The sequence below is a fragment of the Bacillus sp. N6 genome (assembly GCF_052805735.1).
In genome coordinates this window covers 2,965,954-2,990,734 of sequence record NZ_CM127843.1, presented here as the reverse complement: position 1 = coordinate 2,990,734, position 24,781 = coordinate 2,965,954, and the positions used below count along the sequence as shown (strand labels likewise).

The window sequence follows — 24,781 nt, the reverse complement described above, 5'->3', positions numbered from 1 at the left end:
TTATAAGGTGGGAATGGATATGAAAAAGGAGATTAAGAGAGGCTGGGGAAAGTACATGCTATTTATATTGGTGATAGTCATAGGCTACCATTCTTTTACTTTATGTAAGGTGGAAGGGGAATCGATGCAGCCGACTTTATATGAAGAAGACTACGTATTTGTAAATAAAGCGGTAGTACGTCTTTCTAATTTACAACACGGAGAAATTGTCATTATAAAAGAAGAGGATGAATCGAAATATTATGTGAAACGTGTAATAGGGCTTCCTGGTGATGTAATTAACATAACGAACGGAAAGGTATATGTGAACGATAAAAAGCAAGAAGAACCATATACGAACAAAGATTTATTTAACAACACACAAGTGTTTTATAACTTTCAAAAGACAAAAATTCCGCCAAATAAGTTATTTGTAATGGGAGATAACCGCGAAGTAAGTAGAGATAGTCGCAATGGCTTAGGATATATTGAAGAAGATAACATAATTGGCAAGGTGGAATTCGTATATTATCCTTTTTCAAAAATGAAAATGATAGAATAAGTGGGGGATGAGCAAAACCCCACTTATTAAAGTTTCACTTTATTTTCTTTAAAAAACCTTTTGGATTAAATGATATGAAAAATTTATGTTTAGACTCGTCGATTATGAAGTTATTGTTTTTAGTTAAAAACTCTTCCACAGCTTCCATTGGGCCAGGACCCCAATCGGGAAGAAGCGGATTTCCGTTAATGGAGGTATCTTCTACAATTATATAACTGCCAGTAGTGACGATAGATTTATATAGCAAGAGTTCTTTGGAAACATGCTCTTTACTATGATCAGAATCTAAAATAACTAAAATCACATCATCAGGTTTGCGCATACTTACTATTGTTTGGATGGCCTGCACAGAAACAGAAGATGCTGTTAAATACGTAATCCGATTATGTGATGGCCGATTTGGCTGCGGAGTTATATCGATAGTAAGTACGTGACCTTTTCCAATTAAATCTAACATAGAAGTTAAATACAGTGCACTACCACCGTGAAAAGTCCCGCATTCAATAATTAAATCGGGCTTTAATTCATAAATAATTTCTTGATACAAAAAGAGATCAGAGGGAAGTTTACAGATTGGAACCCCGAACCAGTGTGTATCGTTTAACCACACGATGCCGTTGTAATATTGGTTTAAAAATTCATTACTTATATTATCGATTTTAAATTCTCCTTTCTAAAAAGGATTCTCTCGTTTGACGTAAAGTGTTTACGCATGAAAGTTGTACTATATATTATGTAGTAAGGAATTATAAGGCGAGTGTTTTTAATTGAAAATAAGCCAAATAACTCATGTGGAAAATGAAAGGAAATGATCGTATGTACAAATACACAATTTGCTTTATTAGAAAAAGCGATAAAATACTGCTATTAAATAGAAATAAAAAGCCGAATATGGGGATGTGGAATGGTGTTGGAGGAAAAATAGAAGAGAATGAAACGCCATACGAAGGAATAATTAGAGAAACGTTTGAGGAAACGGGCATAGAACTTTCAAGTGTAACGTATAAAGGGACTGTTGGTTTTAAAGGTAAAGATCAGCCCCAGGCTAGTGAAGGAATGTATGTGTTCGTTGCTGATTTGCCAGATGGAATGCAAATGAATACACCATTACGTACGGCTGAAGGCTTATTAGAATGGAAAGAAATTGATTGGATATTAGATGGTGATAATAGAGGTGTAGTTAGCAATTTACCAAAATACTTACCGACAGTATTAACAGAAGAAAATAAGTTAAAACATATATTCACGTACGATAACCGGAATATTATTAATTACACAACTGTATGTTTGAAAGAAGATGATGCGAACAAGCGATATGAAAAACAACTTGTTTCTCAATAGAAAGAATACGAAAACAATCAATCTTATAATCTAGTAGAGAATATTTTAATAGAGCAATCGACATTTATAAGTTGATTGCTCTCATTATTTAACTGAGAAAAAGACATGTTTAAAGTGCTCCTTATTATATGTCTATAACTTTATCGTGTAACATAATTTGAAATATAGTATGTACATTGAATAACTTGCTATGGTTCTCTATTAATCTTTCATAATTGTCTAAGCAGTTACTAGATTGCTAGCATAGAATATATTGTCTTCTGCAATTTTAGGAAGATAATCCTATAAAATTTTAGGAGGAATATACTATGGAAATAGAAAATCGACAAGTAGATCCAGTATTTGAAAATCTATGTCAACGCTTTTTTGATATTCTAGGTGGTACTGATCATTCAATTGATCCAGGACCTGTATGTACTGTAACTCGAACTAGAATATTTGATGAAACAGTATTAGGAAGAAAATCAAATTCACCTTTGGTTAATTATCAATTTTTTTCGTTTGAATCTCTTGATGAATCAGGAAATGCACTTTGTTTAGGGGAAACTGCAGCTTTTGAAAATCAGGTTGAACAAGTCCTTACTAATCTTCGTGATCGCGGTATTATCGTATCAGGTTTGCACAATCACTGGATAAATGAAAATCCACGTTTATTTTATATTCACTGGGAATCGATAGATGATCCGATTGCATTTGCGAGAAAATCAAGAGAATCTATTGATTTCTTAGGTCCAGTATTACCACCAGATTTGCCACCACCTGTAGTATCTCCAGAATTTCAAGCATTATGTGATGAATTTACTGCTACATTAGGTGGTGAAGGTGAAATTGAACCAGGGCCTGTATGTTTTGTTATGCGGAATGTGAATTTTGGAGCGACTATCTTTGGAAGACCTGCAAATTCACCTCTTGTGGGGCATCAACTTTTTTCGTTCGAATCCCTCGATCCATCCGAAGTTGCACTTTGTTTAGGTGAAACGGCAACGACTCAAGATCAGACTGATCAACTAATTTCACAACTTCTGAGATTTGGCTTTAAAGTATCGGCATTTCACAATCATTGGCTAGATGATAATCCTCATTTAATATATGTTCACTGGGAATCGATAGAAGATCCAATTGCATTTGCGAGAAAAACGAAAAATGCGATTGCGTTTTTGGGTTAGTTTTAATAAGGTAATTTAACTAAAAGAACTTGCTATTTTATAATAATTGGCAGAGTCGTAACCGCCTTTTGGCAGTAAATGTGCCAGTTGTTTTAGAATCAACGTGATATATTTGTATTGTGAGCGGCGGCAGAAAACATTGCTCATACAATTCCTTATAACTGAAAATGGATCGTCATAACCGATGGCGATGGTTGCAGAGTGAATGAATAGTTGAATTGCAATTTCACATTCAATTGCAATTCACGTTGTGTATACGGAGAAGGGCTTTTGCTCTTCTTCTAACTATTTAATAAAGTATGTAATGAAGATAGATTTAACAACATTAGGTAGCTGAAAGAAAAATGAAATTTCATGTACCTTATTTGAATTACAATATAATAAGTAATTACATAGTATCCAGGGAGGATGCTTTTTATTTTGGAGGAAAGTGAAGGTAATGGGAAACAAGAATATAGTATTAGTTAAGTTTACTGGCAAGGATGATACAGTTGAATATTATTATGAAGGGAAAGTTATGACTCAAGCTATTATCAAATATATGGACAAAATTAAAGCGATGTTTTTAATTTGATTAAAACAATATTAATGCTTGTAGGCGCAACCTTTATTTGGTTAGCGTCTTATTTGTTGTTAAGGAAAGATAGGTAGAAAAAATAGACTAGTAAACAAGCCGTATTTGAAATTTAAACATAGAATAGGATGAGTCTTATTAAAAAGAGGAGGGTCTGGTAGTTATGGGGTGTAATTGTAATTTTAGACATTTCCGAAATTGTAATAGATTTTGGGATGATTTAATGTTTTGTAGATGTAGACATAGAGACTGTGATGAATGTCGTTGTAAACGTGACCGTGATTGCGATTGTGATAAATGTCGACGTAAACGTAATCATGATCGTGACTGTGATTGTGATGAACGTAAAGAGTGGTAAATTTTTTAGGAAGAGTGCTTTGAAGAAAAGCACTCTTTTTGTATTTAGTATTTTATATTACCAGCCTCGAATGGCCTTAATGATAAAGCGATGTTGCTTCACATCAAAATATCCTTTTTGCAAGATAATCTCATGTATACGATATAACTCCTCATAATACCTTTCGACAGTGAAATCAGGAATTTGCCACGGAATTGCTTTTAAATAATAGACGATAGCGCCAATATCATAAAAGCGTTGGAAAGGGAATTCTTCTTTTGTTTCTAAGATAGTAAATCCGTTTTCCTGTAGTTCATTACATGCCGCTTCAAGCGACCAACTTGCAAATTCACTATTTAGTGGTGTGTCAAATTGGTCATTAAGTTCCGCGCAATCGAGACCGCCAACTTGTTGTGTAAGAAATGTTCCATTTGGAGAAAGGATTCTTTTTACTTCAGAAGCAGCATATGATTCATGTTGGTTTAGGATTAGATTAAACTGACCATCTTGAAATGGCAATGCAGTATCATCGTTCACCTCTACAACAGTAACCCCTAAAGGCTCTAATTTCTTTCGAGAAATTGGCACGTTTGGAGTGTAGCCCTCAGTAGCATAAATAGTTGACGGGAACGGTTGTAACATAGATAAAAACTCTCCGCCGCCAGTACCCATATCGAGCATTGATTCTGCATGTTGCATAAGCTGGAAAGCAGTACTGCCGTACGACCACGATAAAGGCTCACTCTTCATTCGACCCGCTTCTGAAATGAAAGAAAAATCCCAGCCGCTAAAATGTGTATTTGCACTTTCTAATAAAGTTAAAAATAATGGATCACGTTTCATAATTGTATCCTCCTATTTTGTAAGTAAATGATATGGTGAGAAAAGAAAAAAGGAGGACCTCTTATGAAAGGGGAACGGTTTTACGTTTCGTGTTCGAATAGATTCATATAAATTCGCTCCTTGTGAGAATAGTAATTTATATATTCGGGATAATCGAGTGGGAATCCTTTGAAATTATAGGAGAAGGTAGTTGTTTGATGAAAGATTGGATGGAGTGTACAGAAAAAGGGTGCACTCAAACTTTAGAAAAGGTATTTAGTAAACTTAAATTTCCGCCCAGCCCTTTTATGAGATATGTGATATTTCTCACTACTATTAAGTAACAATAAAGTCGTACTGTTTATAAAAGAAGTGACGTTTTTGTATCCCTTTGGATTTACTTATCTATGGGATAAGTAAAGAAGTAGACATATAAACGGAATATAAAAACGTTTTAATTCTTTGGAAACATTCCATAATTTAGTATTGTTATATATGGAATAATTTATTTGTACGAAAAGAGGAATAAGATGTTTATACAAAAGTATAAGGGTTTGATGCTAGGGATAGTTGGTGCTGTATTAGGAGTAATATCCTTTGTTTATTTTAAAGATTTAGATTATATATAAGACGGGCCTTAAGTTATTATCTGTAACATTAATCATTATAGGTCGGGTTATTGCCTGTGATTCGACCCGTTTCAATAAAAAAGAGAATAATAACGTATAAGATTATTATTATATAAATTTAGCTTGTTGAGCATGGGGAATACTAATCTTACAAAATTGTAAGATTAGAAGTCACATAGTTAGATAGAAGTCATTAACTTATGAAAAAAACTCATCTATAATCCAGATATAAATCATTTACTAAAGGAGTATTCTAATGAAAAAAATTATAAGTTATACGGTTGTTATTGCTATTTTTATAGGAATAGGATTAGGAGTAAAACGTTATGTGCAAGGTCCAGGACAACCAGTCGATGGGATTCTAGTTAGTGGTACTGCAACTGACGTAGAAAAAGTTAAACAAGAGTTTAAAGATGACACTAAACAATCAATAGACTATAAGGTAAAGTACGTCACAACAACAAAAAGGATTCCATTATCAGAAGAAGATAAGAAACAAAATGATACAAATGAAGAATTTGAAATCAACACTACAGAATATGCAGTTATTAATAGTTCTACCGCGGTAAAATTATTTAATAAGGGACTTCTAAGAGCTAGAAAAGATCCAAATTTAGCATCTATTATTTCTGAGAGGGTGAAAGATAAAAATAAAGTATCTAGTGATCAGAATCTATTATTTTCTTATGCGGCTAAGGATTCTATGGTTGATAATTTTGAAAATAACCAGTTGAATTTGAACGGTAAGATGGTATCTGCCCAGTATGTTAAACAGCAAATTTGGATTGGGTATGTTCCAATGAACCTTGTTATTCTAAACGACCAAGACTATAATACAATTTCTGAATCAGAGTCAATAATGAAATTGATTCAATTTCAAAAACGTAATTTTGATTATAAAAACAAACAAGAAGTAGACAAAGTTTTACAACAGATTGATAAGCTCTCTTCGAATAATCAGAATAAAATAAACTTTGTAGAGGTACAAGACTAAATTAAAATGAAAATAAGGTGATATAAATGGAAATCGTAAGAATAGAAAATGTAGTCAAAAGTTATGGTGAAGGAAATAGTAGGGTAGATGCTTTGAAGGGCATAAATCTTTCTATACAGCAAGGGGAATTTGTTTCAATCGTAGGAGCTTCTGGCTCAGGTAAAAGTACATTGTTGCATATTTTGGGAGGGTTGGACCGTCCGAGTTCAGGACAAGTATTTATTGGAGAGAACAATATTTATAATTATTCAGATAATGAACTTTCGATATTTAGAAGAAGAAAAGTTGGTTTTATATTTCAGTTCTTTAATTTAATTCCTGTATTGAATGTGCAAGAGAATATAGCTTTGCCCACTTTACTAGATAATGAACCTGTAGATAATCCTTATATGGACGAAATTATTGAAATTCTGGGACTTCATGAAAGACGAAATCATTTACCATCTGAATTATCAGGAGGTCAGCAACAACGGGTTTCGATTGGGAGGGCACTTATAAATCGCCCACATTTAATCTTAGCTGATGAACCTACAGGAAATCTGGATACTCAAAACACAAAAGAAGTCATGGATTTATTAAGATTGACAGCAAAAAAATATAATCAAACTATTGTATTGATTACTCACGATTTAAAAATTGCATCAACTTCTGACCGTATTATTACAATTGAAGATGGCCAAATCATTTCCGATCAGTGGCTATCCACGAATAAGCCTAAGACGGGAGGAAACTAATCTTGATTGGTAATTATAAACAATTAAGCAGGAGATACTTAAAGGGAAATAAGAAACGAACAATTTTAACTTTGATAGGAATCGTACTCTCTGTATCGTTAATTTCTACAATCGGCCTATTTATGAACGGTACTCAGATTTCTCAAATCGAGAATACGAAAAAGAGGCAAGGGTATTCTTTTCATGCCGTTGTATTAAATTACGATGAATCGATATTGAAAAAAATTAAATATAACCCGCAAATTGAATCATTTGGTTTAATGTCACAGGGAGAAACAGTCCAAGTTGGAGAGGCTGCTGTAAAAATGAATTTTGCTGATGATAACGCCTTGGAATTTTTAAAATACAGTATTATTAAGGGCAGATTGCCATCTAATGATCAAGAAGTTGCTGTTGATCCCTGGGTATTACCTTATATAAAAGAAAATATTCAAATAGGTGATTCATTCGAATTAAATGAAAAAAAATACAAATTGGTTGGTTTTCTAAGTGATAGTACATATACACAGGAAAATAAGGTGGGACGGTTACTAACCTATAAGAGTAAGTTTAGCGCTGGTGAAGGAAAAATATTAGTTGGAATTAGCTCAAAAGCAAACTTTAATGAGGTTTTAGAGGGACTCAAGACCATTTCCGGAGAAAATAATATTAATATAAGTAATGAATTAATTCAATTAGAGAAACCAGGTTACAATAATTCGATTATGGCTACGCTAATTATTACAATCAGCATTGTTGTGATAGCGACAATTGTTGTGATTTACAACGCTTTTCAAATCAGTGTCGTAGAACGAACGAGGCAGTTTGGCTTGTTGAGAAGCATTGGTGCAACACGAAAGCAAATTAGACAAATCGTTCTGAGAGAAGCTACTTTTCTGGCTGTTATCGCTATACCAATTGGAATTATATGTAGCCTAATAGCACTTGCCTCTCTGCAGTTCACTTTTTCACTTTTAATGGAAAATAGTAAAGCGGTCTCGATATTTTATGTTGATTGGAATATTTTACTAGTAAGTTCGATTATTACCTTGCTTTCTGTAATAGCGTCAAGTTTGTACCCAGCTTATTTTGCAGGGAAAATCTCCCCTTTGTTGGCAATTAGTAGCAGGTTGTCAATTAAAAAGGAACAAATCAAAAAACAAAAGAATTCCATGGTGAAAAAACCTTTATCTATTCCTTTGAGCATGGCTATGAAAAATGTTAAGCGAAATAAAAATCGCTATACCATTACAATCTTATCAATTATTATAAGTAGTGTGTTATTTATTACTTTCTCGTATTTAATGAGTGTTGCATTTGCATCTAAATCTGTTGATAAGTTATCTATTAAATCGGATATTACAATTAAGATAGTGGATAATAATCCAGCTCATTTAGCTGAAGGTGAACAAGTTTTGTATCAATTGAAATCACTTGAAAATATATCTAAAGTATACGAAAAAAAGGAGAATAGCTTTGAAACTAAATTAAAGGATGTAACTCAATCTTCCGCGACAGTAAAGGAAATAGAAAACACGATTGGAAAAAGCTATTCCATTACAATCGTAAATAATTATCAAGAAAATAAAACAAAAAAAGAAGAAAAACTTACTTTACAAGTGCTTGCATATGGTTTCATCACAGTCATTTCTTTAATTAGTAGCGTTAATATCCTCAATACTATAACTATAAGTATCATGACTAGACGAAAAGAATTGGCCGCTTTGAAATCCATTGGTATGTCACAAAAGGATTTGAAAAAAATGATTACCTATGAAGCTTTGATTTACGGTTTTTCTGGAAGTTTACAAGGAATCTTTTTTGGCTGTATATTGTCTTATATTATATATTTAGCTATATCTGATATGTTGAAAATGACATGGACGATTCCCTATGAGGCTTGTATCATTACGTTTGTTTCAGCTTTAATAATTAGTTATTTAGCAGTCTTAAATCCATTGAAAAAAATTCAACAAGATAATATTATTGATAATATCAGAGAACAATAATATTATAAGCCTGGCTAGATTATAGCCAGGCTATTGTAATTGGAGTATAAGCTAGGGGAAAAAAAGGAGAGGGCATACTTGAATAAAAAAATATTACTAGTTGAAGATGATGAAGCTCTTGGCATAGCCATCGAATTTTCATTGAGAAATGAAGGTTATGAGGTGATTAGAGCGTCCAGTGTAAAAGAAGCTAAACACCAGTTTGTTCACAATACATTTGATTTGTCCATCCTTGATATCGGCCTACCAGATGGTAATGGTTATGACTTATGTTTGTATTTTAAAAAGAAAAACGAGAATTCGATTATTATTTTCTTAACTGCACTAGATGAAGAAGCAAATGTGGTAATGGGGCTGGATATAGGCGGTGATGATTATATAACCAAACCTTTTCGGGTTAGGGAACTCATGGCCAGAGTGAAAGTACAATTGCGTAAACAAGCGTCGCTAGAAACGCCATCTCAAATTTTAAGATCTGAGAATATAAGAATCGATACGAACCTAGTCAAGGTTTATAAAAATTGTGAAAGTATTACATTGACGAATTTAGAATACAAGCTGCTATTGAATTTCATGAAGAATTCTCACAAAGCATTAAAAAGAGATGAACTCCTACAACAAATAACAGAAGGAGAAAATGTTTTTTTTGATGAAAACACGTTATCTGTATACATAAAGCGTTTAAGAGCTAAAGTTGAAGACAATCCTCAAAAACCACAGTTTATCGTTACCGAAAGAGGATATGGTTATCGTTGGAGCAAGGACGTGATTGGGTGAGCAAGATAATGAAAAATACCGAGTTAAAAAGCTATATGACGATACTAGCCGTCCTTTTATCTATATTTGTGATTTACCAATTTATTATTCAACAATTATTTTATGATCATTTGAAAAGAGACTCTATTGCAACATGGGGGGAAATTACAGCTAGGTTGGTAGAGCAGAATCCAGAAAATGAAGCGGAAATTATGAAAGTCTTATCAAGTCATTCGTCTCACTCAAGTAAATATCAGGAAAAAGGGACAGAGATCCTAAAGCAATATGGATTATATGAAGACTTGGATTCAAAATTTTTTCCTCACTTAAATAATCTAATTATTAATCACAATCAATTTATGATGTGGGGATTGATTGCTTTTGGATTTTTACTTTTTGTTGCAAACTACATGCAACAAAAAATTATTTTCAATAAGATTAGCCAGCTTACTAGAGCTGCAAAAAAGATAATCGAGGGAGATTACTCGGTTGTCATCAATGAAAATAAAGAGGGGGATTTCGCGAAACTGGCGATTTCATTTCGTTCAATGAGGGATATCATTAGAAAAAATATGCATGATTTGCTTGAAGAGAAACGGTTTTTAGGAGAAATGTTGCAGGATATATCTCATCAGTTAAAAACGCCGCTTTCAACTATTTCTATCTATAATGAAATGTTGTTAAATGAGAAACTATCCCGAGAGCAACAAGCTCAATTACTACAAAATAATGATATTCAGATTTCTAGAATGAATGTCTTAATTCAGAATTTGTTAAAAGTAGCAAAAATTGATGCAAAAGCGATTTCGTTTGATAAAGAGCCAGGGAATTTAGTAGATACGACTGAGGAAGTACTAAATCGCTTGCAAAGCATGATAAGTGATAAAAATATTTTGATTGATTGGAATGCACCAAGAGAAATAGTCGTTATTCACGACAAATTATGGATGCAGGAAGCTTTGTTAAACCTGTTGAAGAATGCAATCGAACATTCTAAACCCGGTGGTAAAATAATGATTCAGGCCAAAAATTCTCCAATCTATACAGAACTAGTAATCCAAGACTTTGGAGAGGGAATTTCAGCTGAAGAATTACCTCATATTTTTGAACGATTCTATAAATCAAGTAGTTCTAAAAAGCACGGATCGACCGGAATTGGATTGGCACTTGTCAAAGCTATTATAGAGGCACATCACGCCTTAATTACAGTTGAAAGTGAAAAAAATGCTTATACAAAATTTACAATTATTTTTATGAAATTTTAATAACAGTTTGGTATATATTTTAATCTTTTTAATATAAAGGGGTTTTTTTATGTTTAATAGATTGAAGTGTTTTCTTTTATCTGAGAAAGAAATAGTTGATACTGTGAAAAAATACAAGGAGGAAAAAATACACGTTTCCATAATAAAAGATTTTTTAGGGGATTTAATCATAATAAGAACTTTTACATTTTTAATGTTTGTTCCAGTATCAACTTTTATTTTTTCAGTTATAATTTATGGAGCTGTTTTCTTTTTATCAGGCATTAAGATTACTGTTTGGGGCATCACTATAATGTTATTAGTTCCAATAACATTACTTTTCTATATGAATATAACTAATACATCAATTATTATTACTGATTTAGTGAGAAAATTTTTATTAACCATAAAATATCTAAATCCATTTTACTCAATCATAAATAAACCTTGGCTCTTTATTTTTGAATTATTAATTGGTTTTTTATATGTATTTCTGCTATCTTTATTTTCTATTTGGATAGTATTACATTCATTAGAAATAGATTTTTCTGAATTTAGTTCGGAGGACAATCGAAGTTTTCAATTTTCAATTATTATTTTACATACAGCAATTTATTTGTTTATAAGAGTTCATGGCCAGTATTGTAAGACAACTAAGCAAAAAATTAAAAAGCTGAAAATGAAGTTTTATTTATGGTTTTGTTCTATGATTGCAAGTATTGTATATATATTTGAATCACTCTTTAATTATATGAATGGAATCCAAGCAATTTATTTTATTTTTGTTTTAATGATTGCTTTAGAAAGAACAGTGACACATTATAAGAAATTTATAGATTTTTTAGAATGTGAAAATTTGTATGAAAAATATTTTTAGAGAGAAAAGTCTTTTGAAATATAAAAAGTTATACCTACTAAATGCTGGACGAGTAAAAAAACGCTATTCTTTTTCTAGAATCATAGGAAAAGATAGCGTTTTTATTTAATATACTCAAAAACAAAAATCTTTTGGTAAAGTACCATTTTTAATCACCGTTCGTAACCCATGCTTTATAATCCAAGAGTTAATAGGATGCTGTTTATCACGTAATTGCTGTAACCACTGAAAAACGAGTTCTTTATCTTCTTTCGTAATATCGTTAATATGATTGGCTACAGATTTTTGAACATATTTAGAAGGGTCATTCATTAATGGTTCAAGAAGTTGTAAATTGTACTTAAAATCACCTTTTAGAGCTCCTATTTTTTTAGCCCAAGGAAGCCTTGGTCTTGTACCTTCAGAAACTAATCTCCTAATGTGGCTGTTTTCGTCATGAATCCACTGTTGTAATATGTTTAGTGTATCTTCATGGTATGTTTCAAGAAAGGGCCGAATGGCATATTCAGCAGTATTCCTTTTCGTTATTTCATACATTGCATTAAACGAGATTTTAAAATCGTTAAGCCCATATTTTTCAACGTATTTTGCAATAGGCATGTACATATATCCATTTGTAAATGTGCCTACTTCTGTTGTATTTTCTGGTCCTAATGTTTTCAGTAATATATGTATTGCGGCATTAAAATCTTTTTGTAAAGCATTGTGTAATTCATCTGCAATTACTTCAATACGCTGTTTTAACTCTAAATTTTCAACTTTACAAGCTACAGAATCTACAAAGATGCTTTTAGAGAAACAAGGATCGTGTTTACAAATAGAATCAGCTATTTTTTCTGCTAATTCTTCATTAAATAAAAATTTTAACGGAACATATTTACCCATTTTTTCACCTCGGTGGTCAAATGAAAACAATTTTTATTTTTTAATCGACAATCCATAAACCAAAGTCTCACTCGGAGTCGTAACACTAAAACCTGTCGTCTTATAATCAAGTTTCACCGTATCACCAGTGTAGTCTTTCGTGAATGAATCCATTTGTACGATAAGCTCTGCATCTTCATATACAACATCATCTGCGTTATATGTATCCCAAATTAAATCGACATCAACGAAAATACTACAAGAGTTCGTCATTGTTCCTCTAATGCGAACGATTTTTTTATCTTCACGTTCTAATCTATGTATAGCTGCTTTCGCTTCATCAGTAATGCGAATGTTCATTATATCCCAACCTTTATTTATATTTCCTTTATTATTGCAAAAACAGGAGCAATAGGGAAGTAAAGAGGTTTGCAACAAAAAACGAGCAAACAAATTTGTTTGCTCGTTTCACTTTATTTTAGTTCACATTTATCAAGTGGAATCACTTTTGTTTTTTTCGTAAATTTATAACCTAACCATAGTACTAAGAAGAGTGGTAAACCGATGTAAGAAACGAGTACACCGTTCCAATCAATTGCTTCACCCATAAATGCGCCGTAGTTTTGTCCTAAAATTACGATGATACAAAGTGTAAATGCGAAGATTGGACCGAATGGGAACCATTTTGCTCTATATGGTAAGTCATTTAAATCTTTTCCTTGTGCGATATATGCTTTACGGAAACGGTAATGACTAATTGCAATTCCAACCCATGCGATAAAACCAGACATTCCGGATGCGTTTAATAACCAAATGTATACAACACCATCACCGAATAAAGAAGCAATGAAAGCAATACTACCAACAATTGACGTTACGATTAACGCGTTAACAGGTACACCGCGGCTATCTAATTTACCAAGAAACTTTGGTGCTTTTCCTTGGCGTGCTAAATCCCAAAGCATACGAGTTGATGCATACATACCAGAGTTACCAGCAGATAGTACAGCAGTTAAAATAACAGCGTTCATAACAGAAGCAGCAAAGGCAACGCCCGCTTTTTCAAAAATAAGTGTAAACGGACTTACTGTAACATCACTTGCAGCAAGGCTTTCAGTTGTATAAGGAATTAATAAACCGATAACGAGAATCGCAAGGATATAGAATAAAAGAATACGCCAAAAGATTGAACGAATTGCTTTTGGGATATTACGTTCTGGATCAGACGTTTCACCAGCAGCTACTCCTAATAGTTCAGTACCTTGGAATGAGAAACCAGCTGCCATAAACACACCGATAATTGCCATGATACCGCCGTTAAATGGTGCATCTGCAACAGTGAAGTTTTTAAATCCAACCGTTTCACCGCCCATAATTCCAAAAATCATCATGAAACCAACAATTAAAAAGATAATAATCGTAACTACTTTAATAAGTGCGAACCAATATTCAGATTCACCAAACCCTTTAACAGATAAATAGTTTAAAAGGAAAATAATAGCTAAACATAATCCGCTCCAAATAAGAGAAGGGGTATCTGGGAACCAAAATTTCATAATTAATGTTACGGCTGCAAGTTCAGCAGCAATCGTAATTGCCCAGTTATACCAATAGTTCCATCCAAGTGCAAAGCCAAGTGATGGATCAACAAATTTTGTTGCATACGTGCTAAAAGATCCAGTAACAGGCATGTAAGCTGCAAGTTCAGCTAAGCTTGTCATTAAAAAATAAACCATAATTCCAATTGCGGCGTATGCAATTAATGCGCCACCAGGTCCAGCTGTATGGATGACACCACCGCTGGCAAGAAATAGTCCGGTACCAATTGTACCACCGAGAGAAATCATCGTAAGGTGACGAGATTTTAATCCGCGTTTTAATTCACCTTGTCCTTGTGTAGTTTGCGTTTTAGAGGTAGATTGATTTGTTGCGCTATTCATGTTCAACACTCCTTTTCTTGTAGGTTAGGAAGGAGCGGGGGAGAAAAATACAAAAAACCGCCAAAGGAATTTGGCGGAACGTTTCACAAATAACCACCCCATCATACCCTTCCGTTAAGATAGCACCCCACGTTTACACGGTAATTTTGTAAACGTGACAGTTCTGTTCCTTTCGGAGACAGCCCCAGCTCATATTTCCAGAGAAGAAATATAAACTTCGGCAACTTTTCCTTTCAAACGGAGTCAGCTGACATTCTCTGTGTCTCGTCCGTTTTACTATTAAAAGTCGCAACCTCTACCTCATCGGATTGATGAGGATTTATATATTGCTAAGATTTTTAATATATGGCAATTGTAATGACTTTCTGAATATATTGCAAGATATTTTGTTAGGAAAAGTCAAAAAATATCGGTTATTGTATAGGAAACGCTTGCAAAACTCCACCCGAACCTACTATTATGTAGCAATAAGCAAAGAAAAAATTGTTATACAAATGTTTCGCAAAAAATATTGAAAAACCCTCTAAATTAAAAGAAAATTCAGAAAAATATAATTCGACATTCATAATAAAGCCATATTATTTGTTATAATTAGAGTAACGTTTAAGCAAAAAGGGGAAATCAAAATGAAATTAGAAACAGAAAGGCTCTATATAGTGCCGTGTACAGAAGAGAGGATTCAAGTCGCTAACGAGCAAGGATACAATAGCGGCCCGCATATTGTAGGGCATGTAAAGAATGTAAAACAAGATGTGGCTTTATTACCATGGGGGGCGTGGTATGTTCTTCGGAAAGAAGATGATAGCGTTTTAGGTGATATTGGGTTTAAAGGGAAACCAAACGAGAATCAAACAGTGGAAATTGGCTATGGATTTATTGAGAAATATTGGAATATGGGCTATGCAACAGAAGCTGTAAGAGAACTAATCGATTGGGCTTTCAAAACAGGAGAGGTAGAAACAATAATTGCAGAGACACTTCTAGATAATTATAGTTCGATTCGTGTTTTAGAAAAGTTACATATGAAGAGAGTAAATGCTACAGAAACGATGATTAATTGGAAAATAGAAAAATAAAAAATACCGCTCTAAATTGGGCGGTATTTTTTATAGTTATGGTAGCATTTGCTTCTGATCATTTGGATACTCAGCGGTTGATGCGTTAGGACGATTGGAATGATTTCGAACAGCGATGAAAATAGAAATAATAACGACAAGACCAACTGCAACGTAAGAAATTGAAATAATAGTTGGATCCACTTTAAATGTAGTAAGCAGTGTACGTATATTCGTAAAGATAATAAGACCGCCAACTAATACCCCAAGTAAATGTGCTGGAACGATACGAACTAACCATGCAGCAATTGGAGCTGCGACAATACCGCCAAGCATTAACGCAAATACCCAAACCCAGCTTACTTGTTCCCAGCCAAGTGAGATGAAGAAGCCAATTGTTGCAGCGAGTGAAACAGGAAATTCACTCGTATCTACAGATCCAATAACTTTTCTAGCTTCATTTCCTCTTGCTAGAAGAACAGGCGTCGTAATCGGCCCCCAACCACCGCCACCAGTTGAATCAACGAATCCAGCGAATAAACCAAGCGGCACAAGTTGTTTTGCAGACATACGCTTATTTGAAGTGACAATTTGTTTTTGAATGATGAATCGTAATAAAATATAAACCCCTAAAGTAAATAAAAATACGGAAATGTACGGTTTGATTACATCGCCAGGCAAATTACTTAAAAAACATGCCCCAACAAATGCGCCGATTGCCCCAGGTAATGTAAGCCTGGAAACTGTATATTTATCAACGTTTCCAAATTTGATATGAGATGCGCCAGAAGCTGCAGTTGTAACCACTTCAGCTAAATGAACGGACGCGGAAGCTACAGCCGGTGCAATACCAAACATTAATAATAGTGAAGTAGACGTTACCCCATACGCCATTCCAAGTGCTCCATCGATCAATTGAGCGAAAAATCCGATAATAGCAAAGACAATTAATTTCTGCATAAATAATCCCCCTGTAATAATAAATGAAAAAGACACTTTTCCCGTATGAGAAAAGTGCCTTTGGTTTTTCCAATCAGCAATAATTAAATTTGTTTCATTATAATACATATTAATCGTATAAATCAACTAGGTTTTAAAGTTTTTGAATTGAATGAAAGAAAAATAAAATATACAATAAAAGGATGGAGAGAAAGGGGAGAAAGACATGTTACGATTTGATCATCTCGTTCACACAGTTCATGGTACACCGGAGGAAGCGGCAAAACAAATGCAGGAACTTGGATTTCATACTGTATTAGGCGGAGAGCATACGAACTGGGGTACTTGGAATAGTTTAAGTTATTTTGACTTATCATACATAGAATTTTTAGCAGTTCAACATGAAGAAAAAGCGAAAGAAGCAGAAAATCCATTAGTACAAGAAACAGTGGTGAAACTACAAAATGGAGAAGGAATGCTACAAATCGCAATCCGAACAGATGCAATTGAGGAGCTAGTAGTTAACTTTAAGAAGCACGGCTTACATACGATAGGGCCATTTGAAGGGAAACGCATGAGAAAAGATGGCCGGCTTTTAGAATGGAAAATGTTATTTGTTAAGCAAGAAGAGAAAGGACTGAAATTACCTTTCTTTATACAGTGGAATGAAACGGACGAAGAAAGAAGAAATGATCTACGTAACATTGGAACGATTACGGAACATAAAAACAAAGTACAACAAATTGAAACGATCCATTATGCAGTGAAAAACGTTCGAGAAACGGTGCGGAAATGGAAAGAAGTAATGGGACTATCTACAAGCTCAGTTGTGAAAAATGAAAAATGGAATGCTGAGTGTCAAAGTGTAGTGTTTGGAGATATTCATGTACAGTTTTGTGAACCGATTGAAGAAGGGCTAGTGCTAGAACATTTGAATAAGAATGGCGAAAATCCATTTGCAGTAGAGTTTACAGGTGGAAATAAACGAGAGCATGAAGTGCTAGGTAGTTTGTACATATATTAATAGAGGTGAATGTTGTGGAAGAAATGCTTAGAGAGATAGAGAGAAAACTAGAATGGCCTCGTATGTTAAAAGCGACTGTTATTTCAAAAGGCTTTTCATTCGATGAGAAATATAAAATTGAATTAGAGAGTGGGGCCTCGTATTTTATTAAAGTATGCGATTCATCATATTTTGAACGGAAGCAGGAAGAATATGAATATATGCAGCAGCTAGATTCTTTACATATTCCTATGCCAAAATTAATTCATTTTATTAGTCTTACTAAATTCAATAAATGTGTACAAGTTTTTGAATGGATTGATGGATTAGATGGTGAAGATATATTAAGAACGTTGTCTACAGAAGAGCAGTATAGGGCTGGAAAAAAGGCTGGAGAAGTACTAAAAAAGATTCATTTAGTTGAAAAAGAAGATAAAAGTAATTCATGGGAAATGTCTATATGGAGTAAATATGAGAGATACTTAGAAGCGTTGAAAGAATATGAAGTAGACTTTTTTCGTTTAAATACAGTGATAGATTTTGTAGGAAATCATAAAGATTTATTAAAAAATCGTCCCATCGTATTTTTACATGACGATTTTCATCCGGCTAATATAATGATTGACCAAAATGAGTTTCGGGCTGTCATTGATTTTGCTAGATTCGATATTGGTGATCCTATTCATGATTTTTATAAAGTAGCACTATTTACAACGAATATAAGCAAACCATTTGCGGTTGGACAAGTTCACGGTTATTGCGGAGGAGAACCTGATCTACATTTTTGGAAACTGTACTCATTATATGCAGCAATGATATTCCCGGCTGATATCGTATGGACAAACCGAAGCACACCATATTTATTAGATGATATGAAGGAAAGATTAAATGGAATTTTAGAAGATCATAATCATTTTTCATCTTATATTCCAAAATGGTATCAATCAAGTGAATTTAATAAATAAAGGAGTAATTTATATGGATAAAATAGCAGTAATTTCAGATATTCACGGTAATATTCAAGCATTAGAATCCGTGTTAAATGATATTAAATTAAGAGGAATCGAGCGCATTATTTGTCTTGGAGATTTAGTAGGAAAAGGACCTCATTCCAGTGAAGCAATTGAAATCATTCGTAAAGAATGTGAAGTAGTCGTAATGGGAAACTGGGATGATTTTATTACAAAGCCGACTGAATTTGAAGCATTAAAATGGCATCAAAAACAATTATCAGAAGAACAAAACGACTATTTAAGAAGTTTACCATTTTCAATCGAATTTTTTATGAGCGGCAAACTCATTCGTATGTTCCACGCCTCACCGAGAAGTTTATATGAAAGAATTCAACCACACGCTTCAAGAGAAGAGCGTATTAGTATGTTCGAAAATAGTGATTTGACTGAAAATATAGAAGGGGAAAGAAAACCAGATGTCGTTTGTTACGGTGACGTTCACCAAGCGTTCGTTCAAAATTTCAGAGGGAAAACGTTATGTAATGCCGGTAGCGTAGGAAACCCACTTGAAATAACGCAAGCTTCCTATTTAATATTTGAAGGAACATATAATGAAAAAGAAGCGGCGAGCTTTTCTATTCAACTTGTACGAGTACCGTATGATATTGAATTAGCTATCAGATTAGCAGAAGAACTCGAAATGCCAGAAATTGAAGAGTATAAGCAAGAGTTACGGACGGCCTTATATCGGGGGTTTAAGGGGAAGTAAGCTAATAATATATCAACAATTTTTCAAATATATCTATCATAACTTAAAATATATCAACGATTCGACAAAGGATATCAATTTACCGTCAAATAGTGACATGGATTGTTACTTATAATTATATTATGTAAACTAATTATAAAGGGAGATATCATGAACCGAAAACAACGAATCAAAGAAATTGCAGATCATATTGTAAAGCTAAACTTAACCTATCCAACAAGAGTTGGAGTAAGTGGTATTACAGCATCAGGAAAAACAACATTTGCAAACGAATTAGCGGAAGAAATAAAAAAACGAGGATTACCAGTAACACGCGCAAGCATTGATGATTTTCATAATCCAAGAGTGATTCGCTATGCAAAAGGAAAAGAATCTGCAAGAGGGTATTATGAAGATGCACACGATTATACAGCTTTCAAAGAAAGATTATTAATGCCTTTAGGACCTAACGGGACTTTACAGTATGAAACGATTTCTCATAACTTAATAACGGATATGTCTGTACATAATGAGCCGCTATTGGCCACGCAAAATATGATATTAATAGTAGATGGAACGTTTCTATTGAAAAAAGACGTTGCGTATTTATTTGATTACAAAATCTTTGTAGATACAAATTTTGAGATTGCGAGAAAACGTGGTGCGAAGCGGGAAACTGAAGCTTTTGGAAGTTATGAAGAAGCAGAGAAGATGTTTTTGAACAGATATCATGCGGCCTGTAAGATGTATATAGATGAGCATAATCCAAAAGAGTGTGCGAATGTTATATTTAAGAATAGTGATTTAGGAAATCCAGAAGTTATATTTCATGAAAGAGCGTAATACATAATCAGAAATATATGTATAGCCTTTTGTTTATTGTTATAATTAAATTAATTTTATGAAGCAAATAAAAGGGGATAAGACAATAAAAAACGCAAAAAGGGGACAAGAAATATAATGAATGAAGTACTCGAACTAAAAGAAGAACTACTACAAATTAAAAATAACAATTATGCTGTACCAGAAGACGTAGATGCATATCCATATGCGCAATGGATGCTAGATTATATCGGATCACCTGATGCTGAATTACGTGATGATTTAATTTATAGTACGCTTCACACATGGATTACAAATGATGTATTTAGACAAAAAGAGTTAAGAGGATTAATGTTACAAGCAATTAGTCCTGATTATTTATTTTATAAAATTGGTGAAAAGGGAACAGACTCTGTATTTAAACGTGCATTCTCCGTATTAATTCCACCACTTATTTTATCTGTTCATGAAAGAGAACCGTTGTTATCGGAAGAACAATTGTACAGTGTGGCAGAACAAGTGTTGGAATATGTATATTTAGAAGAAGATGTAAGGGGCTACGTAGAAGGAAAAGGCTGGGCACACTCTACTGCACATGCAGCAGATGCGCTCGATGCGTTAGCACGTACAATTCAAAATCGTGAGTTTTCATATGCGATTCTTGCGGCTGTTCGTCAGAAGGTTCGATTGAGTGATTACGTATATGTACACTTTGAGGATGAGAGATTAGTAAAGCCAATTATGTCGTTACATAACCAAAAGCTTTTAACTGAAGAAGAGTGGAGCAATTGGCTACATAGTATAGCAACTGTTGAGGACATCCGACATCCGCAGCATGCTATTTTAGTACAAAATATTAGAGCTTTCTTAAGAAGTTTATATTTTAGAGTTTTAGAGACAGAGGGTAATACAGCCTTTACAGATGATGTATTGGAGACTTTGAAAGGGTTGCGTAGGTATTAAAAATTCGTTTTTCTAACAGAAAAGTACATAAAACCAACACCTCCCAACCATACTAATAAAATGTTTTGGAGGTGAGTTTAATGGACAAAAAAGACTTTGAAAAAGTATATAATGATTATTTACATCAAGGGGAAGAGCAAGCTCAATTTGAAATAGCTCAGGAAGTTACTTCAGGAGCAGAACAAATTGTTGCTGTTCGTAAAAATGATGAAGGTGATTTGATTGCTTTTAAAACAAGTAGCGGGAGAGAGTTAGATTATATGACTGCTCTTAATGAAGCGAAATCAGGGAAGTTAGCTCATGTGGACGTATTTCATAAGTATGGCAGAGATATTATACGTAGTGAACCGGATGGAATAAAAGAAAATAACTTAGATAATTTACCTTCATTTTAAACGGGTAAACCTCAAGAAGAGAATGTTCATTACGATATTCTCTTCTTTGTTTTGCGAAGTTTTCCTAGCAAATAGACGATTCATTTTTAAAGTGCGATCATACTTTTAAAGAGCGCTCTAAATTTCTCTTTATCTTCTGCTGTAAATGGTTTCGGTCCTTTTGTACGCTTACCACTTTTTCGAACCATTGCACTTAAATATCGTGTTTGTAACAATTGTTCAATGTTATCATTCGTATACTTATAGCCTTTATGGTGTAGTACGATACAGCCTTTTGCTAAAGCGAGCGAAGCAAGACCGTAATCTTGTGTTACGATTAAATCTTCTTTTTTTGCTAACTGCATAATTCGGTAATCTGCAGCATCTGCTCCAGAATCAACATAAATTGTTTCGACACCTTTTGGCTGCTCTGCATTAGAATAATGTGAAAAACTAGTAACGAGGGTAACAGGAATTTCCACATTCGTAGCCTCAAAAATAATCACATCTTTTACAGGACAAGCATCTGCATCAACGTAAATCTTCATTTTATCACTCCTATAAATAGGTTCGAGTTGATAATAATGGTAGATTTAGGTTTTGTCAAACGAGAAAGCTTTATTTAAAGTTATTTTCACATACCAAAATAGCCTGGCGTAAACGAGAAATACCTTCCGCAATTTGATCAATATCCACTTTTCCATAAGATAAACGTATATAACCATCTTTCGCACCGAAAATACTACCTGGCATAAAAGCAATTTCTTGTTTTAAACTTTGCATAATGAGTTGTTTTTCGTTTATAGGTTCTTTTAATTTCCCCCAAATGTATATACCACCAGTAGGGTTTGAAAAAGAGATTTTATCATGAAGTTGCTCGTTTAGGGCACGAACGATAACGTCTCTTTTTTCTGCTAATTGTTTTCGTAACGGTACGATATGAGACTGAAATGGTACGGTTTCGAAAAATTGCTGCATAAGCCACTGCGGGAAAATACTCATTCCTAATTCCATTTGGTGCCGTGCGTCTGACAATCGCTCTACGACAGACTGTGGGGCGACAAGCCAACCGACTCGTAATCCTGGCGCAATCATTTTTGATAAAGAATGTACATAAATGACAGTTCCGTTTTCATCTATTGATTTCAAAGTAGGACAAGGTTGTTTCTTTTCTAGCGTCAGCAAACTAGAGGGATCATCTTCAACGATTGCAATTCGTAAATCTGCGCAAAGTGATAATAGTTTTTTTCTACGGTTTGGATGAAGCATCGTCCCCGTAGGATTTTGGAAGTTTGGATTTAAAAAGATCATTTTAATACGGTGTTTTCTATATAACTCCTGTACATCATTTGGATTAATACCATGTTCATCGACAGGTAACGGGAAAATACGAATACCTGCTGATTGGAATAACGGCAAGGAATAACAGTGTGAAGGACTTTCGAAAGCAACGGCATCACCTGGATTTAATAAACATTGCACGATAAGGTGAAGTGCTTGCTGTGCGCCAGATGTAATCATAATGGATTGTTCAGTCGCCTCAACTTTTAAATATTCCTTCATATATTTTACGACCGCTTGTCTTAGCGGGAGATAGCCTTGCGGATGATCGTAACTTAATGAATGCGTTAACGGTTGTTCACGTAAAATCGCTTGTAGTTGATCGTGGGGATAAAGATTACAACCGAGCTCTCCGTTTGCAAAATCAATAATATTTTCATTTTGTTGTACTTCTGCCCGAATATGGCGAAGTAGTGGTAAGTTTGGTAAAAAAGTACCACCTTCTACGAAATTTCTCCAGTTCGGCGTTAATGTTGGAGAAACACCCCACATATGTGTACTCACTCGTGTTCCTTTACCAGTCGTACTCTCTACAATTCCCATAGCACGTAGTTCATTATAAGCAGTCGTTACTGTACTTCTGTTTACATTTAACTGCGTAGCTAATTTCCGTTCTGAAGGGAGGAAGCTTCCTGGAGGAAGTTCTCCATATGTAATACGTTTTTCAATAAAGTCAACAACTTGCTGATAAATAGGGATTTTACTGTCACTATCTAGTTTCCATTCCATAAAAAACGCCTCCGTATCTCTTATATACATCAAGTATAGCAAATTGGCTGGGTAAAAAAACAGCCAATTGGACGGTGTTATATCCAGCCAATTTTACTATGCTAAATAGGGAAGGGGAGATTCGGATGAAACGATGGCAAATGGAATGGCTCCTAGTATCAGTTGCATTAGTATGGGGAGCAAATTATACAATAGGAAAGTATGGAGTGGCATTTATGTCATCCATTCAATTTAATAGTTTACGATTTTTAGTAGCATCACCGGTATTATTACTTATCACTTTTATGATGGAACGCTCATTACGTATTGAAAGAAAAGATTGGTTACGATTAGTAGCAGTCGGTATCGTTGGTACAACAATGTATCAAACGATGTTTATGCTATCTGTGAAATATACTTCAGCAACAAACGCCTCATTATTAATTGCAATGTCACCTATTTTTACAGGGATATTAGCAGTATTGCACAAACAAGAACGTTTTTCGATGAAAGTACAAATTGGTTCAATAGTGGCCTTTGTTGGTGCAGCATTCGTTTTATTAACAGGGCATACAGGAGGAGCTACTTACGAATATGCGTGGCTCGGAAACATAATTGGATTAGTCGCAGCGATTGCGTGGGGATGGTACCCAATATTAGCGCAACCTCTTATAACAAAATATTCCGCAATGAGAGTCACATCTTGGTCAACTTTAATTGGAATTGTACCTCTCGTTGTATATTGTTTATTCAACGTAAATACATTAACGTGGCCAGTAGACATGCCAAGCTGGGGGTCTCTAGCATATTCAATCGTCTTCGCGACAATCTTCGGACTTGCAATGTGGTATGTCGGTATTAGTAAAATAGGCTCAACGAAAGTAATGGTTTATATGTATCTTGTACCATTGTTCGCAGTTATCTTCGCGGCAGTAACTATCGGAGAGCAAATCAACATGATGCAACTCGTTGGCGGACTTATAATCTTTATCGGTTTATATGTTGTAAAAAAGGGTGGAATTCAAAAGCCAGCTCTCAATTTGAAAAAAGTAAGTTAACAATAAAAAG

General features: G+C 34.1%; 26 protein-coding genes and 1 riboswitch. Of the genes, 18 read left to right on the top strand and 8 right to left on the bottom strand.

Going from position 1 to position 24,781, the window contains the following annotated elements; translation table 11 throughout:
• Positions 1 to 19: 19 nt before the first annotated feature.
• Positions 20 to 541: a signal peptidase I gene (gene lepB, locus ACUXVC_RS15405; RefSeq protein ID WP_144465321.1), complete on the top strand. Its 522-nt coding sequence runs from the start codon at positions 20 to 22 to the stop codon at positions 539 to 541.
• 34 nt (positions 542 to 575) lie between these two features.
• Here lepB and ACUXVC_RS15400 read toward each other — a convergent pair whose 3' ends face one another.
• Positions 576 to 1,199: a cephalosporin hydroxylase family protein gene (locus ACUXVC_RS15400; RefSeq protein ID WP_276565494.1), complete on the bottom strand. Its 624-nt coding sequence runs from the start codon at positions 1,197 to 1,199 to the stop codon at positions 576 to 578.
• A gap of 158 nt (positions 1,200 to 1,357) precedes the next feature.
• Between ACUXVC_RS15400 and ACUXVC_RS15395 the strand changes: the two genes are divergently transcribed.
• From ACUXVC_RS15395 to ACUXVC_RS15385, 3 genes are all read left to right on the top strand, one after another.
• Positions 1,358 to 1,882 carry an NUDIX hydrolase gene (locus tag ACUXVC_RS15395; RefSeq protein ID WP_095690631.1) on the top strand — a complete coding sequence of 175 codons (525 nt, stop codon included), beginning with the start codon at positions 1,358 to 1,360 and terminating at the stop codon, positions 1,880 to 1,882.
• A gap of 308 nt (positions 1,883 to 2,190) precedes the next feature.
• The gene (locus ACUXVC_RS15390; protein WP_095690632.1) at positions 2,191 to 3,048 is read left to right on the top strand and encodes a DUF1259 domain-containing protein; all 858 of its coding nucleotides are present in this window, start codon (positions 2,191 to 2,193) and stop codon (positions 3,046 to 3,048) included.
• Positions 3,049 to 3,785: 737 nt separating this feature from the next.
• Positions 3,786 to 3,980, top strand: a complete 195-nt coding sequence (locus ACUXVC_RS15385) for a hypothetical protein (protein WP_089171353.1) — start codon at positions 3,786 to 3,788, stop codon at positions 3,978 to 3,980.
• A 57-nt stretch (positions 3,981 to 4,037) separates the two neighbouring features.
• On the opposite strand, the gene ACUXVC_RS15380 is transcribed toward ACUXVC_RS15385, so the two are convergent.
• Positions 4,038 to 4,802, bottom strand: coding sequence for a class I SAM-dependent methyltransferase (locus tag ACUXVC_RS15380; RefSeq protein ID WP_446025743.1), 765 nt, complete (start codon positions 4,800 to 4,802; stop codon positions 4,038 to 4,040).
• Between the two features lie 864 nt (positions 4,803 to 5,666).
• Between ACUXVC_RS15380 and ACUXVC_RS15375 the strand changes: the two genes are divergently transcribed.
• The 6 genes from ACUXVC_RS15375 to ACUXVC_RS15350 all read left to right on the top strand — a co-directional run bounded on the left by ACUXVC_RS15375 (position 5,667) and on the right by ACUXVC_RS15350 (position 12,003).
• Positions 5,667 to 6,404, top strand: a complete 738-nt coding sequence (locus ACUXVC_RS15375; protein ID WP_089171351.1) for a lipoprotein BA_5634 family protein — start codon at positions 5,667 to 5,669, stop codon at positions 6,402 to 6,404.
• A gap of 26 nt (positions 6,405 to 6,430) precedes the next feature.
• A complete protein-coding gene (locus tag ACUXVC_RS15370) occupies positions 6,431 to 7,138 on the top strand; it encodes an ABC transporter ATP-binding protein (protein ID WP_000407086.1) in 708 nt (235 codons plus the stop codon).
• 2 nt (positions 7,139 to 7,140) lie between these two features.
• Positions 7,141 to 9,126, top strand: coding sequence for an ABC transporter permease (locus ACUXVC_RS15365; RefSeq protein WP_098127719.1), 1,986 nt, complete (start codon positions 7,141 to 7,143; stop codon positions 9,124 to 9,126).
• Positions 9,127 to 9,204: 78 nt separating this feature from the next.
• On the top strand, positions 9,205 to 9,903 hold the full coding sequence (locus ACUXVC_RS15360) for a response regulator transcription factor (RefSeq protein ID WP_001035094.1): 699 nt from the start codon (positions 9,205 to 9,207) through the stop codon (positions 9,901 to 9,903).
• An 8-nt stretch (positions 9,904 to 9,911) separates the two neighbouring features.
• Complete coding sequence (locus ACUXVC_RS15355; protein WP_000798888.1) at positions 9,912 to 11,147, top strand: HAMP domain-containing sensor histidine kinase; 1,236 nt, start codon at positions 9,912 to 9,914, stop codon at positions 11,145 to 11,147.
• Positions 11,148 to 11,196: 49 nt separating this feature from the next.
• The gene (locus ACUXVC_RS15350) at positions 11,197 to 12,003 is read left to right on the top strand and encodes a hypothetical protein (protein ID WP_053564107.1); all 807 of its coding nucleotides are present in this window, start codon (positions 11,197 to 11,199) and stop codon (positions 12,001 to 12,003) included.
• Positions 12,004 to 12,117: 114 nt separating this feature from the next.
• On the opposite strand, the gene ACUXVC_RS15345 is transcribed toward ACUXVC_RS15350, so the two are convergent.
• The 3 genes from ACUXVC_RS15345 to ACUXVC_RS15335 form a co-directional block, all read right to left on the bottom strand.
• On the bottom strand, positions 12,118 to 12,888 hold the full coding sequence (locus ACUXVC_RS15345) for a DNA alkylation repair protein (protein WP_446025742.1): 771 nt from the start codon (positions 12,886 to 12,888) through the stop codon (positions 12,118 to 12,120).
• 33 nt (positions 12,889 to 12,921) lie between these two features.
• On the bottom strand, positions 12,922 to 13,227 hold the full coding sequence (locus ACUXVC_RS15340) for an iron-sulfur cluster biosynthesis family protein (protein ID WP_141241025.1): 306 nt from the start codon (positions 13,225 to 13,227) through the stop codon (positions 12,922 to 12,924).
• Between the two features lie 113 nt (positions 13,228 to 13,340).
• Positions 13,341 to 14,807, bottom strand: a complete 1,467-nt coding sequence (locus ACUXVC_RS15335) for an amino acid permease (protein ID WP_001083396.1) — start codon at positions 14,805 to 14,807, stop codon at positions 13,341 to 13,343.
• Between the two features lie 112 nt (positions 14,808 to 14,919).
• A riboswitch (Lysine riboswitch) is annotated at positions 14,920 to 15,113 on the bottom strand.
• A gap of 320 nt (positions 15,114 to 15,433) precedes the next feature.
• Between ACUXVC_RS15335 and ACUXVC_RS15330 the strand changes: the two genes are divergently transcribed.
• Positions 15,434 to 15,883 (top strand): GNAT family N-acetyltransferase, encoded by a 450-nt coding sequence (locus tag ACUXVC_RS15330; protein ID WP_446025741.1) that lies wholly within the window; start codon positions 15,434 to 15,436, stop codon positions 15,881 to 15,883.
• Positions 15,884 to 15,919: 36 nt separating this feature from the next.
• Here the strand turns inward: ACUXVC_RS15330 and ACUXVC_RS15325 are convergent, their stop codons facing one another.
• Positions 15,920 to 16,822: a sulfite exporter TauE/SafE family protein gene (locus tag ACUXVC_RS15325; protein ID WP_446025740.1), complete on the bottom strand. Its 903-nt coding sequence runs from the start codon at positions 16,820 to 16,822 to the stop codon at positions 15,920 to 15,922.
• Between the two features lie 205 nt (positions 16,823 to 17,027).
• Between ACUXVC_RS15325 and ACUXVC_RS15320 the strand changes: the two genes are divergently transcribed.
• The 6 genes from ACUXVC_RS15320 to ACUXVC_RS15295 all read left to right on the top strand — a co-directional run bounded on the left by ACUXVC_RS15320 (position 17,028) and on the right by ACUXVC_RS15295 (position 21,685).
• Positions 17,028 to 17,825 (top strand): VOC family protein, encoded by a 798-nt coding sequence (locus ACUXVC_RS15320; protein ID WP_000943372.1) that lies wholly within the window; start codon positions 17,028 to 17,030, stop codon positions 17,823 to 17,825.
• A gap of 14 nt (positions 17,826 to 17,839) precedes the next feature.
• Positions 17,840 to 18,769: an aminoglycoside phosphotransferase family protein gene (locus ACUXVC_RS15315; RefSeq protein WP_000392093.1), complete on the top strand. Its 930-nt coding sequence runs from the start codon at positions 17,840 to 17,842 to the stop codon at positions 18,767 to 18,769.
• A gap of 13 nt (positions 18,770 to 18,782) precedes the next feature.
• Positions 18,783 to 19,526, top strand: coding sequence for a metallophosphoesterase family protein (locus ACUXVC_RS15310; protein ID WP_000357656.1), 744 nt, complete (start codon positions 18,783 to 18,785; stop codon positions 19,524 to 19,526).
• A 150-nt stretch (positions 19,527 to 19,676) separates the two neighbouring features.
• Complete coding sequence (locus tag ACUXVC_RS15305) at positions 19,677 to 20,348, top strand: hypothetical protein (RefSeq protein ID WP_446025739.1); 672 nt, start codon at positions 19,677 to 19,679, stop codon at positions 20,346 to 20,348.
• A gap of 117 nt (positions 20,349 to 20,465) precedes the next feature.
• Entirely contained in the window at positions 20,466 to 21,290 is an 825-nt protein-coding gene (locus tag ACUXVC_RS15300) for a DUF2785 domain-containing protein (protein ID WP_001006685.1), read from the top strand.
• A gap of 80 nt (positions 21,291 to 21,370) precedes the next feature.
• Positions 21,371 to 21,685, top strand: coding sequence for a DUF3892 domain-containing protein (locus ACUXVC_RS15295; protein ID WP_000358161.1), 315 nt, complete (start codon positions 21,371 to 21,373; stop codon positions 21,683 to 21,685).
• A gap of 86 nt (positions 21,686 to 21,771) precedes the next feature.
• Here the strand turns inward: ACUXVC_RS15295 and ACUXVC_RS15290 are convergent, their stop codons facing one another.
• Together ACUXVC_RS15290 and pdxR are read right to left on the bottom strand one after the other, a co-directional pair.
• Complete coding sequence (locus ACUXVC_RS15290; RefSeq protein WP_069355843.1) at positions 21,772 to 22,212, bottom strand: YaiI/YqxD family protein; 441 nt, start codon at positions 22,210 to 22,212, stop codon at positions 21,772 to 21,774.
• A gap of 70 nt (positions 22,213 to 22,282) precedes the next feature.
• Positions 22,283 to 23,734, bottom strand: a complete 1,452-nt coding sequence (gene pdxR, locus ACUXVC_RS15285; protein ID WP_069355842.1) for a MocR-like pyridoxine biosynthesis transcription factor PdxR — start codon at positions 23,732 to 23,734, stop codon at positions 22,283 to 22,285.
• Positions 23,735 to 23,859: 125 nt separating this feature from the next.
• On the opposite strand from pdxR, the gene ACUXVC_RS15280 reads away from it, so the two are divergent.
• On the top strand, positions 23,860 to 24,771 hold the full coding sequence (locus tag ACUXVC_RS15280) for a DMT family transporter (protein WP_053564117.1): 912 nt from the start codon (positions 23,860 to 23,862) through the stop codon (positions 24,769 to 24,771).
• The last annotated feature ends 10 nt before the right edge of the window (positions 24,772 to 24,781 follow it).